Genomic DNA, 15,399 nt, shown 5'->3' on the forward strand with positions numbered 1-15,399 from the left:
TCGGTCACTCGCCGGTGACCCCGTCGATGCGTTCCCGGACCAGGTCGGCGTGGCCGTTGTGCCGGGCGTACTCCTCGATCATGTGCACGTAGACCCAGCGCAGGTTGAAGGTGCGCTTCTTCGCGCCGACCTCCGTGAACGTCTCGTCGAGCGAGTGGCCGGCGGCGGCCTCGCGGGCCAGCGCGACCTCGCGGTGGAACGTGGCGAAGTCGGCCTCGGCGTCGGCGGCGCTGACGTCGTGGTCGGCGTCCGGCGTCTCCGGCGTGAAGTACGGGTAGTCGACGCGCTCCCCGGCGAAGTTCTCGCGGAACCACCAGGCCTCCACCTCGGCCAGGTGTCGCACGAGGCCGAGCAGGGTCAGCCCGGACGGCTCCACGCTGGGCGTGCGCAGCTGGGCCTCGGTCAGCCCGGCGCACTTGAGCAGCAGCGTCTGCCGGTGGTAGTCGAGCCAGCCATCGAGCATGGTGCGCTCGTCGCCGACGTACGGTTCGGGGGTCCGGGTGATCTCCGGTGCGATCCAGGTCATGCCGCGCATCCTGCCCGGCACACCTGACAGTTCGCGACGGGTTATCAGGGCACGACGACGACCGGCCAGCGGCCGGTGCGGACGAGGCGGGTGGCGACCGAGCCGACCAGCCGGTGACCGGCCTGCTCGGAGGCACCCACCACCACCATGTCGGCCTGGAACTCGTCGGCCGCCGCGCACAGCTCGCCGTACGCGTCGCCGCGCCGGCACAGGAAGGTCACCGGCAAGCCGAACTCCTCGGCCCCGCGCCGGCACTCCCGGCGCAGCTCGGCGGCCAGCTCGTCGTGGGTCCGCTGCACCGCGCCAGCGTCCATCCCGGGAACCAGGGCGGTCAGCCCGCTCGCCGAGCTGACGAAGACCACCACCAGCGCGGCACCCTGCCGGCGGGCCAGGCCGGCGGCGTACCAGCCGGCCCGCTCGGACGTGCGGGTGCCGTCCACGCCGACCAGCACCACCCGAGGACCGTCCGTGCCGCGTTCGAAGGGCAGTGGACGGGTCCGGGGACCGTACTCCTCGCGGTCCGGTGCTCCCACGCTCATGGCTGGCTACCTCACCTCTGCTCGCCGGTACGGATGACGGCTGCGCTGGCACCGGCCGCCACGGTCGACTCCCGCTCGACCTCGTCGGTCACCGGGGAGGCGGCGCGCTGCCGCAGCGGCACCTCCTTGATGAAGCTCACCGCGATCAGCGCGATCAGCGCGAAGGGGGCGGCGGCCAGGAAGATGTCTCCGGCGCCGTGGCCGTACGCGCTCTCCACCACGGCCCGCAGCGGGCCGGGCAGCGTGTGCACGTCGGGCAGGACACCGTCGCTGCCCGAGCTGGACGCCGGGATGCCGAGCTGGGCCAACCCCTCGGCCAGGTAGTCCTTGACCTTGTGAGCGAGCACCGCGCCGAGGGCCGAGACCCCGATCGCGCCGCCCAGGCTGCGGAAGAACGCCACCACTGAGCTGGCCGCGCCGAGCTCGTGCGGGTCGACGGTGTTCTGCACGGCGAGGACCAGGTTCTGCATGGTCATGCCGAGGCCGACGCCGATCACCGCCATGTAGACGCTGAGCAGGGTGAAGCTGGTGTCCGCCCGGAGGGTGCCCATCAGCGCGAAGCCGACGGTGAGCAGCGCCGAACCCAGCACCAGGAACCGCTTCCACCGGCCGGTACGGGTGATGATCCGGCCGCTCAGCGTGGAGGAGACCAGCAGGCCGAGGATCATCGGAAGGGTCATCAGGCCGGACATGGTCGGGCTCTGACCGCGGCTGATCTGGAAGTACTGGCCGAGGAAGACCGAGGCGCCGAACATGCCCACGCCGACCGCGATGCTGGCGACGACGGCCAGGGTGATGGTGCGGTTGCGGAACAGCCGTGGCGGGATCATCGGCTCGGCGGCGCGGGTCTCCACCCGGATCGCCAGCGCGCCGAGCACCAGGGCGCCGACCACCATGACGGCGCTCTGCCAGGACGTCCAGGCGAACTGGTCGCCGGCCAGGGAGACCCAGATCAGCAGCACCGACACGGCCGCGGTGATCAGGGTGGCGCCCCACCAGTCGATCTGCGCCTTCCGCTTCACGACCGGCAGGTGCAGGGTCTTCTGGAGCACGACCAGCGCGGCGATGGCGAACGGCACGCCGACGTAGAAGCACCAGCGCCAGCCGAGCCAGGAGGTGTCCACGATCACGCCACCGATCAGCGGGCCGCCGATGGTGCCGACGGCCATCACGGCGCCGAGGTAGCCGCTGTAGCGGCCCCGCTCACGCGGCGCGATCATGGTCGCCATGATCACCTGGGCCAGCGCGGTGAGGCCGCCGGCGCCGATGCCCTGGAGCACCCGGCAGGCGATCAGCTCGCCGGTGCCCTGGGCGGCGCCGGCCAGCACCGAGCCCAGCACGTAGATCCCCAGGGAGAGCTGGACCAGGGCCTTCTTGCTGGTCAGGTCGGCGAGCTTGCCCCAGATCGGGGTGGTCGCGGTGGTCGCGAGCAGGGCCGAGGTGACCACCCAGGTGTACGCGGACTGACCGCCGTGCAGCTCGGTGATGATCCGCGGCAGCGCGTTCGAGACGACCGTGGAGGAGAGGATCGCGACGAACATGCCCAGCAGCAGGCCGGAGAGGGCCTCCAGGATCTGCCGGTGGGTCATGTCGACGCCGGTCGCCCGGGTGGGCGCTGTCGCCTGGCTCATCGTTGCTGCCTCCGAGTGGAGTCGAGGTCGAACGGCAGGGCTGTGCGGCGACCAGCGGAGCGTTGCCGGCACCAACCTATGCCTTAGTTGCCTAAAGCAACAACCTGTCGGACTGCGGCGACATTCCCCGTCCCGGGGGTTCAGACCCAGGAGTCGTTGAACCGGCCGAGCAGCCGGGCGAACTCCTCGACGTCCCGGGCCGGCCAGCCGTCCAGGGCGCGCAGAAACTCCCCCAGGCGGGCCGACCGGGCGACGTCGAACCGGCGCTGGCCCTCCTCGGTCAGGCTGATCTGCGCCGCCCGCCGATCGCTGGGATCGGGATCGCGGTGGACCAGGCCGAGCGCCTCCAGCCCGTTGATCTGCCGGCTCAGCGTCCCCTTGCCCACCCCGAGGCGTCCCGCCAGCTCGGTCAACCGGATCGACCCACTCCGGCGCAGCCAGAGCAGCAGCCCGTAGGTGTTCGGTTCGAGGTTCGGGTGCACCTCCCGGGCGATCTCCCAGGAGACCGCCCGGCCACGACGCAGCAGGGCCGTCAGTTCGTGCTCGACCGCCCGGATCGGCTCCGGCAGGTGCTCGTCGTCCACGACGTAGAGACTACGGGGGGTCAGCTCAGCCGTTGCCGGAGAGCCGGTGGTGCATCACCGGGCGTAGTCGCCCATCCTTCGTCGTGCCCTCGATGGTCACCTCGGCCCCGCGGCCCCGGTGGGTCAGCGTGGCCACCGCGTTGCCGAAGTACGGGCCGGCCAGCTTGCGCCAGCGCACCCCCGGGCGGCGGACACCGGCCGAGCGGGCCAGTGCCCGGGTCGCCCCCGCCGGGCCCGCCGACCAGCCCAGCCGCATCAGCGGACGGATCCCGGCCGGCACCTGGTTGTGGATCGGCGAACAGGTGAGCTGGTGCACCGGAGTGACCACCGCCGGATCGGCGAACCGGGCCCGGGCCACGTACGAGTGGTGCACGTCCCCGGAGAGCACGCTGATCGACGCCGGCGGGGCGTACGCCGGTCCGGCGCCGACCCGCGCACCGGACCTGCTCGGGGTGCCGGTGCCGATCCGGGAGAAGGTCTCCGCGAGCGCCTCGAACGAGCGCCGGAAGGCCGCCCAGTGCTCCAGGTCCAGAGCCCTGCGCAGCTTCTCCGCCGTGCGCGCCACCCAGGGCCGGCGCGAGTCGGCCAGCTTCTCGTTCCACGCCTCGATGTGGTGGATGCCCTGCGGCAGCAGCCAGGGCAGCGAGGCACCGACCACGAGGTGGTCGTAGACACCGTGCGCCTGGTCGAGGAACCAGGACCACTCGCCCGGCGGCAGCATCGCCCGGTTGCCCCGGTCGAGCACCCGGCTGCACCGGTTGTCCAGCATCACCAGCCGGGTCCGGCCCAGGTCCAGCGCGTAGCTCCACTGGTACTGCACCGCGCGCCAGCGCTCGGTGTCGTGCGCCAGGTCGGACTCCTGGTCGACCCGGTGCCCGAACTCGCGCAGCACACCGGTGGCGTCCTCGGCGGCGACGACCTTCGCGAAGACCGGGTCGGCGGCGATGTCGTCCGGGGAGAGGTTGCCCAGGTGCTGGTAGACCCAGTAGGAGGCGAGGCCGCTGCCGATCCGTTCGGACCACCACGGCTGCTCGCGGACCTCGGCGCGCCAGGACGCCGACGTGTTCCAGTCGTCGATGATCTCGTGGTCGTCGAAGATCATCACGCTCGGCACGGTGGACAGCAGCCAGCGGATCTCCGGATCACGCCAGGACTCCAGGTAGAGCTTCGTGTACTCGTCGAAGCTCACCACCTGGTCGGCCGGGGCGCCCTTCGGTCGCCGCCGGCGCCGGCGCAGCAGCCGGCGCACCGTCGGCGAGGTGACGTCGGCGTAGACCTGGTCGCCGAGCAGCACCAGCAGGTCGGGCAACGCGCCCGGCTCGGGGTCGGCCATCAGGCGCCGGGCGTACGCGTCCAGCGCGTCCGGCGGGAGCTTGCGGGTGGTGGCGTGCTGGGTGGTCTCCCGGCAGGAGCCGAAGATCAGATTGACCGGCTGGTCCCGGTCGTCGGCCGCCCGGGTGCGGATCACACTCGGCGGGAAGCCGCTGCTCGGCACCGGCCAGACCACCTCGTCGTCGACCAGCACCTCGTAGGTGGTCGCGCTGTCCGGGGTGAGCCCCTGCACCACCACGAGCGCGTAGTGGTGGTCGTACGCCGAGAAGGTGGGTGCGCTACCGGTAGCGCCGTCCGCGGTGCGGACGGTGACCACGGCGGGCGCCGCCGTCTCCACCCAGATCGTCGCCCGGGTGTCCACCACGCGCCGCAGGAGGGGGCCGATGAGCAGGTGTGCGGCGGGCATGCGGCCGAGCCTACCGCCGGTTACCGGACAGCGGCCGGGTGGCGGCGGCTGGGACGCCGCGCCCGGCATCTGACAGGATTCCGGCATGGCCGAATATCTCGTCCTCGCTCTGGTCCTGCTCGGTGTGCTGATCGCCGGCACAGTCGGGCTGGTCGTGCCGCGCCTGCGGCGGCGGCCCGAGCCCCCGCTGCCCCGCACCGAGGTCGACACCCGGGCCGAAGAGGATCTCGCCGGCCCGCCGGTCGAGGCACCGGAGTCCGATCTGTCCACCGGTGTCCTTGTCGAGCCGCCGCCGGTCATCGAGGCGCCCGCGCCGCCCGTCGAGGTGCCCGAGCCGACCGCCGGTCGGCTGGTCCGGCTCCGCTCGCGGCTGTCCCGCTCGCAGAACGTCTTCGGCAAGGGCCTGCTCGGCCTGCTCGCCCGCGACCACCTCGACGAGGACGTCTGGGAGGAGATCGAGGACAGCCTCATCACCGCCGACGTCGGCATCGACGCCACCCGGGAGATCGTCGACCGGCTGCGCGAGCGGACCCGGGTGCTGGGCACCCGCTCGGCCGCCGAGCTGCGCGCGCTGCTCGCCGCCGAGCTGGTCAACGCGCTCGACCCGAGCCTGGACCGGTCGCTGCGCACCGCCCCGAAGGACGGCGTTCCGGCGGTGCTGCTGGTGGTCGGCGTCAACGGCGCCGGCAAGACCACCACCTGCGGCAAGATCGCCCGGGTGCTGGTGGCCGACGGCCGCAGCGTGCTGCTCGGCGCGGCCGACACCTTCCGGGCCGCCGCCGCCGACCAGCTGGAGACCTGGGGGTCACGCGTCGGCGCGGAGACCGTCCGCGGCCCGGAGGCCGCCGACCCGGCCAGCGTCGCCTTCGACGCGGTCAAGCGCGGCATCGACATCGGCGTGGACACCGTGCTCATCGACACCGCCGGCCGGCTTCAGAACAAGGTCGGCCTCATGGACGAGCTGGGCAAGGTCAAGCGGGTGGTGGAGAAACAGGGCCCCATCGACGAGACACTGCTCATCCTGGACGCCACAACAGGGCAGAACGGCCTGGAACAGGCCCGGGTCTTCACCGAGGTGGTCAACGTGACAGGCGTGGTGCTGACCAAGCTCGACGGCACCGCGAAGGGCGGCATCGTGATCGCCGTGCAGCGAAAGCTCGGCATCCCGGTGAAGCTCGTCGGCCTCGGTGAGGGCAAGGACGATCTGGCCCCGTTCGACCCGGCGCAGTTCGTCGACGCGTTGCTGGGCACCGAGGCCGCCGGACGGGACGCGTAGTCTCGGGTGACCACTGACGATCGCGCGTACGCGGGCTGGCGCGACCCCGGCCACCCCTCGCAGCGCCTCGGGAGACCGTACGTGACTTCGCAGGAGATCCCGCTGCACGGCGGCAACGTGAGCACCGTGGTGCGGGTCGGAGACACGGTCCGCCGCAACGCCGGGCCGTGGACCCCGTCCGTGCACGCCCTGCTGCGGCACCTGGAGTACGTCGGGTTCACCGGCGCCCCCCGGGCGCTGGGCATGGACGAGCGCAACCGCGAGGTGCTGTCGTACCTGGAGGGGGAGTGCGGGGAGTACCCGCTCGCCCCGCACTGGGTGACCGACGAGGCGCTGGTCACCGTGGCCACCATGCTGCGGATGTTCCACGACGCGCAGTACGGCTTCACCCCGCCGCCCGGTGCGGTCTGGCGCTCGTTCGGGCCGCCGCCGCCGGACACCGAGGTGATCTGCCACCACGACGCCGCGCCGCACAACGTGATCTGGCGGCCGGACGGCACGCTCGGGCTGATCGACTTCGACCTGGCGTCGCCGGGCTCCCGGATCTACGACGTGGCGTACGCGGCCTGGACCTGGGTGCCGATCTTCGCCGACCGGGACTCGATCACGCTGGGCTGGAACCGCCCGGACCGGCCGCGCCGGCTGCGGCTCTTCGCCGACGCGTACGGGCTGATCCCCCGGGACAGGCACCGGCTCATCCGGACCATCCGCAAGCGGATCGTGGACCACGTGGAGGGGATCCGCCGGATGGCCGCCGCCGGGGAGCCGGCGTTCGTCCGGATCGTGCACAAGGGGCACTTGCGCCGGCCGATGCGCGACCTGCGGCTGCTCGACTACGAGCGGCACGCCCTGGAGAACGCCCTCCGCTGACCGCGGGCCGGACGATTCCGGCCGGTTCCGTGGGCGCGTCGGTCGATGCGTCCGGCCGGTCGGGCATCGACGCGCGCCGTACGGGTGATCCACCACCGTCCATGCCGCCGACTGTGCGGACTTCGTGACACGTACGAAACAACCCGTCACGAAACGGAAACCGGGCCGAGACCCTGGGTGAAACAGCCGGCCGCGAAGCTTCCGCGCAACCGGCCTACGGGCGACGCTGCCCCGGAAAGCCGCGAAGGAGGACTTCACCTTTAGGAGGCCAGCGTGCCTGAAGCACCGACGATCGACGGCGCCAATACCGTTTGGCTGCTGGTTTCGACCGCGCTCGTGCTGCTCATGACCCCGGGACTGGCGCTGTTCTACGGCGGCCTCAACCGGGCCAAGGGCGTACTCAACATGATGATGATGAGCTTCTCCGCCATCGGGCTCATCTCCGTTCTGTGGTGGTTCTACGGCTTCAGCGTCGCCTTCGGGGCCGACGTGAACGGTTTCTGGGGCGACCCGGGCGCGTACCTCGGCACCAAGACCTTCCTCGCCGAAACCGACCTGTGGGGGGCCACGGCGGAGAACCCCAGCGGCATCGGGGTACCGCTCTACGTGTTCATGGCGTTCCAGATGGTCTTCGCGGTGATCACCGTGGCGCTGATCAGCGGTGCCATCGCCGACCGGGCCAAGTTCGCCGGCTGGCTGCTGTTCGCCTTCGGCTGGGCGACCCTGGTCTACTTCCCGGTCGCCCACTGGGTCTGGGGCGGCGGCATCATCGGCGGTGACATCCACGCGCTGGACTTCGCCGGTGGCACCGCGGTGCACATCAACGCCGGTGCGGCGGCCCTGGCCGTGGCGCTGGTGCTCGGCAAGCGGCTCGGCTGGCCGCGTGAGGGCATGAAGCCGCACAACATCCCGCTGGTCGCGCTCGGCGCCGGTCTGCTGTGGTTCGGGTGGTTCGGTTTCAACGCCGGCTCGGAGCTGACCGTCGACTCGGTGGCCGGGCTCGCGTTCATCAACACCCAGCTCGCCACGGCGGCCGCGGTGCTCGGCTGGATCGCGGTCGAGTGGATCAAGGACCGGAAGCCGACCATGGTGGGCGCCTCGTCCGGTGCGATCGCCGGTCTGGTTGCCATCACCCCGGCCTGTGGTTTCATCGCCCCCTGGGCGGCCGTCCTGCTCGGCATCGTCGCCGGGGTCGTGTGCGCGCTCGCCGTCAGCCTCAAGTACCGGCTGGGCTACGACGACTCGCTCGACGTGGTCGGCGTGCACTTCGTCGGCGGCTGGATCGGCTCGCTCTGGCTCGGCCTCTTCGCCACCAACTCGGTCAACGCCGCGATCAGCGACGTGGTGGGCGCCTCCGACGGGCTCTTCTACGGTGGCGGCCTCACCCAGCTCGGGCGGCAGGCGCTCGCCGGCGTGATCGTCTCGGTCTGGTCGTTCGGCGTCGCCTGGGTGCTCGCCTTCGTCATCGAGAAGACGATCGGCTTCCGTGTGAAGGGCGAGGCCGAGGTCGAGGGCATCGACATCGCCGAGCACGCCGAGAGCAGCTACGACCTGTCCCCGGCGGGCGGCGGCACGGGCAGCGCGTTCGCGATGGCCGGCATCGGCACCCCCGGTGGCGGCGCGACGAGCGGTGCCAAGCCGGAGGCGGACTCCGCCGAGCCGGTCAGCGCGAAGGTCGCCGGTTAACGTTCCTGGGATGGAGGGGTTGGACATGAAGCTGGTGACCGCGGTCATCAAGCCGTACCAGCTGGACGCGGTGAAGGAGGCTCTGCACGCCCTCGGCGTGGCCGGGCTGACCGTCAGCGAGGTCCAGGGGTACGGGCGGCAGAAGGGGCACACCGAGGTCTACCGGGGTGCCGAGTACACGGTCGAGTTCCTGCCCAAGATCCGGGTGGAGGTGCTGACCGACGAGATCGACGTGGAGAAGATCGTGGACGCCATCGTCGGTGCGGCCCGCACGGGCAAGATCGGCGACGGCAAGGTCTGGGTCACCGGTGTGGAGGAGGTCGTCCGGGTGCGTACCGGCGAGCGCGGCCTCGACGCACTCTGACCCGGATCACCGACATGACCTCGTTGATCAACGGGAACGCGTCAGGGCATGCCGGCGACGGCGACGCGAGCCGCTTGATCAACGAGGTCGTCGGCGTACCCGGGGGGATCGGCGAGCCGGCCCGGCTGGCCCGGGCGGCGGCGTACGACGACTTCCTGCGGGGGCTGTTGCCGGCGCGCGAGGGCGTGGCGCTGCTCGCCGTCGGTGGGCTGGGCCGGCGGCAGTGCGCCCCGTACGGCGACCTCGACCTGGTGCTGCTGCACGCCGGGGTACCCGGGACGGACGAGTTGGCCGCCAGCGTCTGGTATCCGATCTGGGACGCCGGCCTGCGGCTGGACCACTCGGTGCGGACCGTCGCCGAGGCGCTCTCGGTGGCCCAGGACGACGTCAAGGTCGCCCTCGGGTTGCTCGATGCCCGGCTGGTGGCCGGCGACCCCGCGCTGGCCGACGCGCTGATCCGTACCGCCGCCGATCACTGGCGGCGGACCGCCGTCCGCCAGCTGCCCGGTCTGCGGGAGGTCACCGCCGCCCGCTGGCAGGCCCACGGCGAGCTGGCCTTCCTACTGGAGGGCGACCTCAAGGAGGCCGCCGGCGGACTGCGCGACGTGGGGCTGTTGCGGGCGATCTCCGCCGCCGGGATCACCGACGCGCTGCGCCCCGCCGTGCGCGCCGCCCACCTGCGACTGCTGGACACGCGGGACGCCCTGCACCAGCAGGTCGGCCGGCGGGTCGACCGGCTGGTCGCCCAGGAGCGCGACGGAGTGGCGGGGCTCCTCGCCCTCGAGGACGGCGACGCCCTCCTGCGCCGGGTCGCCGGGGACGCCCGCACGGTCGGCCACGCCCTGGACGACGCCTTCCGGGCCGCCGACCGGCTGCGCTCCGGCCGCTCCCGGGGTGGGAACGGCCGCCCGGTGCGCCGCCCGGTGGCCCGGGACGTGGTCGAGCACGACGGCGAGCTGGTGCTCGCCCGTACCGCGATCGGTGCGCGCCCCGACCCGAGCCTGTCGCTGCGGGTGGCCGCCGCCGCGGCCGCCACCCGACTGCCGATCGCCCGTGCGACGTGCGAGTGGCTGGCGGCGTACTGCCCGCCACTGCCCGCACCCTGGCCGGCCGACGCCCGGGCCGCGCTGACCACCCTGCTCGGCGCCGGTCCCGGTCTGGTGCCGGCCTGGGAGACCTGCGACCGGTACGGGCTGATCGACGGCTGGCTGCCCGAGTGGACCCGGCTGCGCAGCCTGCCCCAGCACAACCCGGTGCACCGGTATACCCTCGACCGGCACCTGGTGCAGACCGCCCACGAGGCCAGCCGGCACGCCCGCGAGGTGGACCGGCCGGACCTGCTGCTCCTCGGCGCCCTGCTGCACGACATCGGCAAGGGGCTGCCGGGCGACCACAGCACCGTCGGTGTGCCGCCGGCCGAGGCGGTGGCGACCCGGATCGGCCTGCCCGCCGGGGAGACCGCGCTGATCGGCACGCTGGTCCGGCTGCACCTGCTGCTGCCCGACGTGGCCACCCGGCGGGACCTGACCGACCCGGTCACCATCGCCTCGGTGGCCGGGGCGGTCGGCGACACCGGCACCCTCGACCTGCTGCACGCGCTGGTCCGCGCGGACGCGGCGGCCACCGGGCCGGCCGCCTGGTCGGACTGGAAGGGCCGACTGGTCGCCGAGCTGGTCGCCCGGGTCCGCACCGCGCTGGACACCGGCGTACTCCCCGAGCCGCCGGCCCCCGACCCGGCGCTGCTGGCCGGGCCGCTGCCGGTCGTCCACCTGACCGGGGACCGGGTGGCGGTGGCCGCGGCGGACCGGCGCGGCCTGCTCGCCACGGTGGCCGGCTGCCTGGCCCTGCACCGGTTGGAGGTCATCTCCGCGGACGCCTCCGCGGTCGATGGCCGGGCCCTGGTCGAGTGCCGGGTGCAGCCGCGCTACGGCCTGCCGCCGGACCCGGTCCCGCTCAGCGCCGACCTGCGCCGAGCGGTCGCCGGCGACGTGTCGGTCACCCAGCGGCTGCGCGGCCGTGCGCTCGCCGCCCGGGGCGGCGGCGCGGCCCCCCGGGTGGTCTGGCACCGCGAGGCGGCCACCGACGCGGTGCTGCTGGAGCTGCGCGCCGCCGACGCGGCCGGGCTGCTCTACCGGGTCACCTGCGCGCTGGACGAGGCCGGCGCCCTGGTCCGCGCGGCCCGCATCTCCACCCTCGGCGCCGACGTGGTCGACGCCTTCTACCTGGTCGGCGGCTGGCCGGACGACGCCACCCGGGCCCGTCTGGAGGCCGCGGTCCTCGCCGCCGTCTGACCCGCGATCGGTTCCGACCGACGCCGAACGTCGGGCCGGTCAGTGCCGCGACAGCCGCCGCTCCGCCGGGCCGCCGCTCCGCCGGGCCGCCGGACCGCCGTGCACCGGGCCATCTTGCGCACGAGCGCGATACCTCAGAGTCATATTCATGCCTCAGAGTCATAGCGCACGTGGAGGTGTCCGGCACCGACCCGGCGTATCCGGGTAGCGGGCCGTCGCGGGAACGCGCCGGCGGGAAGCGCGCCGCGGGGAGCCGGCGCTGGGGGCGGCGCGTACGTCCGGGGGCGTAGCCGCGGTGCCGCTCGTGGACGCACGCCCGGCGGCATCGACGCGGGCAGAATGACGGCCATGCGATGGACCGGGCGGCAGCAGGCGGCGGCGGACGCCGTGCTCGCCCTGGTGCTGCTCGCGTTCGGGCTCCTCGCCACCGGCCTGGCCGGGGACAACCAGCCGGGGTCGAGGCCGGTGGACGCCGCCTGCCGGGTGCTGATCGCGGTCGCCGCGCTGGCCCTTCTGGCCCGGCGGCGTGCCCCGGTGGCCACCCTCGCCGTGGTCACCGTGGCCACCTCGACGTACCTCGTGCTCGGCTACCCGTACGGGCCGATCCTGCTCACCTTCCTGATCGCCGTGTACACCGTGGCGGCGCGGTTGCCGGTGCGCCCGGCGGCGCTCGCCACCGGTGCCGCGTTCGTGCTGATGCTGACCCACGTCTTCTGGTCCCGGGGCCCGGCGCCGGGCTGGGCGGGAGTGCTGCCCGCGTCGGCCTGGGCGGTCGTACCGTTCGCAATGGGGGTGGTGGTGCGGGTCAACCGCGAGGCGGCCGCCCGCAGCCGCGCAGAGCAGGTTCGCGACCGCGCCGAGCAGGCCCGGCGGCAGGCCGACGAGGAGCGGCTGCGCATCGCGCAGGAGGTGCACGACGTGGTGGGGCACGGGCTGGCCGCGATCAGCATGCAGGCGGAGATCGCCCTGCACCTGTTGCCGAAACGGCCGGAGCAGGCGGAGACGGCGCTGACGGCGATCAGCCGGACCAGCCGGGAGGCGCTGGACGAGCTGCGGGTCACCCTGGGCGCGGTGCGGCGGGGCGCGGAGCGTGGGCCGGTGCCTGGCCTGGCCCGGCTTCCGGCGTTACGCGACCGGCTCGCCGGGGCCGGTCTCGCCGTGGAACTGCGGGTGATCGGCGAACCCCGGGAGTTGCCGGCGGCGGTGGACCTGGCCGCGTACCGGGTGGTGCAGGAGGCGCTGACCAACGTGCTGCGCCACGCCGGGGTGGGCAGCGCGGAGGTGACGGTCGACCACCGCGCCGACGCGTTGACCGTCGAGGTCGCCGATCGGGGCGCGGGTGCCAGCGGCGACTGGCTGGACGACGCCGACGACGGGACCGCCGGGCATGGCCTGGCCGGGATGCGGGAGCGGGTCGACGCGCTGGGTGGGCGGCTGGTCCTCGGGCCGCGTCCCGGCGGCGGTTTCCGGGTGCACGCCTGGCTGCCGGTGGAGCCGTCCGCGTGATCCGGGTCCTGATCGCCGACGACCAGGACCTGGTCCGGCTCGGGCTGCGCGCGCTGGTGGAGAGCGAGGACGACCTGGCGCTGGCCGGCGAGGCCGCCGACGGGCTGCGCGCGGTGGAGCTGGCCCGTCGGGAACGGCCGGACGTCGTGCTGATGGACATCCGGATGCCGGGCATCGACGGGATCGAGGCCACCCGGCGGATCGTCGCCGACCCCGACCTGGCCGGCACTCGGGTGGTGGTGCTCACCACCTTCGAGCTTGACGAGTACGTCTTCGACGCGCTGCGGCACGGTGCGAGCGGGTTCCTCACCAAGGACACCCGGCCGGCCGAGCTGCTGCGGGCGATCCGGCTGGTCGCCGAGGGGGAGGCGCTGCTGTCACCGTCGGTGACCCGGCGGGTGGTGCGGGAGTTCGCCACCCGGCCGTCCCGGGCGCCCCGTCCGCACCCGCGGCTCGACGCGCTCACCGACCGGGAGCGCCAGGTGGTCGGCCTGGTCGGTGAGGGCCTGAACAACGAGGAGATCGCCGCCCGGCTGGTGGTCAGCCCGGCGACCGCGCGCACCCACGTCAGCCGGGCGATGGGCAAGCTGGGAGCCCGGGACCGGGCCCAGCTCGTCGTCTTCGCGTACCAGTCGGGGCTGGTGTCCGGTTGACGGAGCCGGCAGCGCCGCGCGGGCGGTGGCAGGGGCGGCCGGGACGCGGGCCCGGGCCGGCCGACAGCGGCCGTGCGGCCGGCCCGCTACCCTTGCGGTGGCCGGACTCCGTACTGCCGGCCGCGTTGTGCCCGCCGGAACACTGACAAACGGGATGTTCGTGTGTTTGACACCTTGAGTGACCGCCTGTCCGGGATCTTCACCAAGCTCCGCGGCAAGGGACGGCTCACCGACGCCGACATCGACGCCACCGCGCGCGAGATCCGTCTTGCGCTGCTGGAGGCGGATGTCGCGCTGCCGGTCGTCAAGGGCTTCATCGCGAACGTCAAGGAGCGGGCCCGCAGCGCGGAGGTCTCCGAGGCGCTGAACCCGGCCCAGCAGATCATCAAGATCGTCAACGAAGAGCTGATCAACGTGCTCGGCGGCGAGGGCCGGCGGCTCCAGTTCGCCAAGCAGCCGCCCACGGTGATCATGCTGGCCGGCCTCCAGGGCTCCGGTAAGACCACGCTGGCCGGCAAGCTGGCCCGCTGGCTCAAGGGCCAGGGTCACCAGCCGCTGCTGGTCGCCGCCGACCTCCAGCGTCCCAACGCCGTCGGGCAGCTCCAGGTGCTCGGTGGGCGGGCCGGCGTCGAGGTGTACGCCCCGGAGCCCGGCAACGGCGTCGGCGACCCGGTCCAGGTGGCCCGCGCGTCGATCGAGCACGCGAAGCGGGCGGCTCGGGACATCGTCATCGTCGACACCGCCGGCCGGCTCGGCATCGACGCCGAGATGATGCAGCAGGCCGCCGACATCCGCGACGCGGTCCAGCCGGACGAGGTCATCTTCGTCATCGACGCGATGGTCGGTCAGGACGCCGTCCGCACCGCCGAGGCGTTCCGCGACGGGGTCGGCATCACCGGCGTGGTGCTCTCCAAGCTCGACGGCGACGCCCGCGGTGGCGCGGCGCTGTCGGTGCGTGAGGTCACCGGGCAGCCGATCCTGTTCGCCTCCACCGGCGAGAAGCTGGAGGACTTCGACGTCTTCCACCCCGACCGGATGGCCAGCCGGATCCTCGGCATGGGCGACGTCCTCACTCTGATCGAGCAGGCCGAGCAGGCCTTCGACTCCGATCAGAAGGAGAAGATGACCGCCAAGCTGATGGGCGGCGAGCAGTTCACCCTGGAGGACTTCCTCGACCAGCTCATCGCGGTGCGGCGGATGGGCCCGATCGCCAACGTGCTGGCCATGATGCCCGGCATGGGGCAGATGAAGGACCAGCTGGCCGACCTGGACGACACCCACTTCGACCGGGTCACCGCGATCATCCGGTCGATGACCCCGGGTGAGCGGACCAACCCGAAGATCATCAACGGTTCCCGCCGGGCGCGCATCGCCAACGGCTCCGGGGTCACCGTGATGGACGTCAACCAGCTGCTCAACCGCTTCGCCGACGCGCAGAAGATGATGAAGCAGATGGGCGGCATGATGGGCCTCCCCGGTGGCGGCCGGCGCAAGGCGACCAAGTCGCCGAAGAACAAGCGCAAGGGCACCAAGGGTGGCAACCGGCCGCGTACCGGGGCCGGCGCCGGCATGCCCGGCGGCTTCCCGGGTGGCATGCCGCAGCTCCCGCCGGGCATGGACCCGAACGATCTGGCCGGCGGCCAGGGCCTGCCGCCCGGCTTCAAGCTCCCGAAGATCGACTTCAACAAGTTCGGCAAGGGCGGCGACAACCGTCCCCGCTGACGGCGGGCGACGT

At 73.1% G+C, this 15,399-nt stretch carries 13 protein-coding genes; 8 read left to right on the plus strand and 5 right to left on the minus strand.

Annotated elements, in window-relative coordinates; translation table 11 throughout:
• Nucleotides 1-4: 4 nt before the first annotated feature.
• The 5 genes from AB0K07_RS26915 to AB0K07_RS26935 form a co-directional block, all read right to left on the minus strand.
• The gene (locus tag AB0K07_RS26915; RefSeq protein WP_363759028.1) at nucleotides 5-526 is read right to left on the minus strand and encodes a DinB family protein; all 522 of its coding nucleotides are present in this window, start codon (nucleotides 524-526) and stop codon (nucleotides 5-7) included.
• 44 nt (nucleotides 527-570) lie between these two features.
• Nucleotides 571-1,065: a universal stress protein gene (locus tag AB0K07_RS26920; RefSeq protein WP_363759031.1), complete on the minus strand. Its 495-nt coding sequence runs from the start codon at nucleotides 1,063-1,065 to the stop codon at nucleotides 571-573.
• Nucleotides 1,066-1,076: 11 nt separating this feature from the next.
• Nucleotides 1,077-2,696 (minus strand): MDR family MFS transporter, encoded by a 1,620-nt coding sequence (locus AB0K07_RS26925; RefSeq protein WP_363759034.1) that lies wholly within the window; start codon nucleotides 2,694-2,696, stop codon nucleotides 1,077-1,079.
• Nucleotides 2,697-2,836: 140 nt separating this feature from the next.
• Nucleotides 2,837-3,280 (minus strand): MarR family transcriptional regulator, encoded by a 444-nt coding sequence (locus AB0K07_RS26930; RefSeq protein WP_363759037.1) that lies wholly within the window; start codon nucleotides 3,278-3,280, stop codon nucleotides 2,837-2,839.
• Nucleotides 3,281-3,305: 25 nt separating this feature from the next.
• On the minus strand, nucleotides 3,306-5,018 hold the full coding sequence (locus tag AB0K07_RS26935) for an alkaline phosphatase D family protein (protein WP_363759040.1): 1,713 nt from the start codon (nucleotides 5,016-5,018) through the stop codon (nucleotides 3,306-3,308).
• 85 nt (nucleotides 5,019-5,103) lie between these two features.
• On the opposite strand from AB0K07_RS26935, the gene ftsY reads away from it, so the two are divergent.
• From ftsY to ffh, 8 genes are all read left to right on the plus strand, one after another.
• The gene (gene ftsY, locus AB0K07_RS26940) at nucleotides 5,104-6,294 is read left to right on the plus strand and encodes a signal recognition particle-docking protein FtsY (RefSeq protein ID WP_363759043.1); all 1,191 of its coding nucleotides are present in this window, start codon (nucleotides 5,104-5,106) and stop codon (nucleotides 6,292-6,294) included.
• Between the two features lie 6 nt (nucleotides 6,295-6,300).
• The gene (locus AB0K07_RS26945; RefSeq protein WP_363759045.1) at nucleotides 6,301-7,164 is read left to right on the plus strand and encodes an aminoglycoside phosphotransferase family protein; all 864 of its coding nucleotides are present in this window, start codon (nucleotides 6,301-6,303) and stop codon (nucleotides 7,162-7,164) included.
• A gap of 273 nt (nucleotides 7,165-7,437) precedes the next feature.
• On the plus strand, nucleotides 7,438-8,850 hold the full coding sequence (locus AB0K07_RS26950) for an ammonium transporter (RefSeq protein ID WP_363759048.1): 1,413 nt from the start codon (nucleotides 7,438-7,440) through the stop codon (nucleotides 8,848-8,850).
• A gap of 25 nt (nucleotides 8,851-8,875) precedes the next feature.
• Nucleotides 8,876-9,214 carry a P-II family nitrogen regulator gene (locus AB0K07_RS26955; protein WP_007456507.1) on the plus strand — a complete coding sequence of 113 codons (339 nt, stop codon included), beginning with the start codon at nucleotides 8,876-8,878 and terminating at the stop codon, nucleotides 9,212-9,214.
• Between the two features lie 14 nt (nucleotides 9,215-9,228).
• On the plus strand, nucleotides 9,229-11,505 hold the full coding sequence (locus AB0K07_RS26960; RefSeq protein WP_363759051.1) for a [protein-PII] uridylyltransferase: 2,277 nt from the start codon (nucleotides 9,229-9,231) through the stop codon (nucleotides 11,503-11,505).
• 348 nt (nucleotides 11,506-11,853) lie between these two features.
• On the plus strand, nucleotides 11,854-13,011 hold the full coding sequence (locus tag AB0K07_RS26965) for a sensor histidine kinase (protein WP_363759054.1): 1,158 nt from the start codon (nucleotides 11,854-11,856) through the stop codon (nucleotides 13,009-13,011).
• Nucleotides 13,008-13,664, plus strand: coding sequence for a response regulator transcription factor (locus tag AB0K07_RS26970; RefSeq protein ID WP_363759057.1), 657 nt, complete (start codon nucleotides 13,008-13,010; stop codon nucleotides 13,662-13,664). The genes AB0K07_RS26965 and AB0K07_RS26970 overlap by 4 nt, the downstream gene beginning before the upstream one ends.
• Nucleotides 13,665-13,826: 162 nt before the next feature.
• Nucleotides 13,827-15,386: a signal recognition particle protein gene (gene ffh, locus AB0K07_RS26975; protein ID WP_363759060.1), complete on the plus strand. Its 1,560-nt coding sequence runs from the start codon at nucleotides 13,827-13,829 to the stop codon at nucleotides 15,384-15,386.
• The last annotated feature ends 13 nt before the right edge of the window (nucleotides 15,387-15,399 follow it).

Source organism: Micromonospora sp. NPDC049301, assembly GCF_040678715.1.
Taxonomy (GTDB): Bacteria; Actinomycetota; Actinomycetes; order Mycobacteriales; family Micromonosporaceae; genus Micromonospora.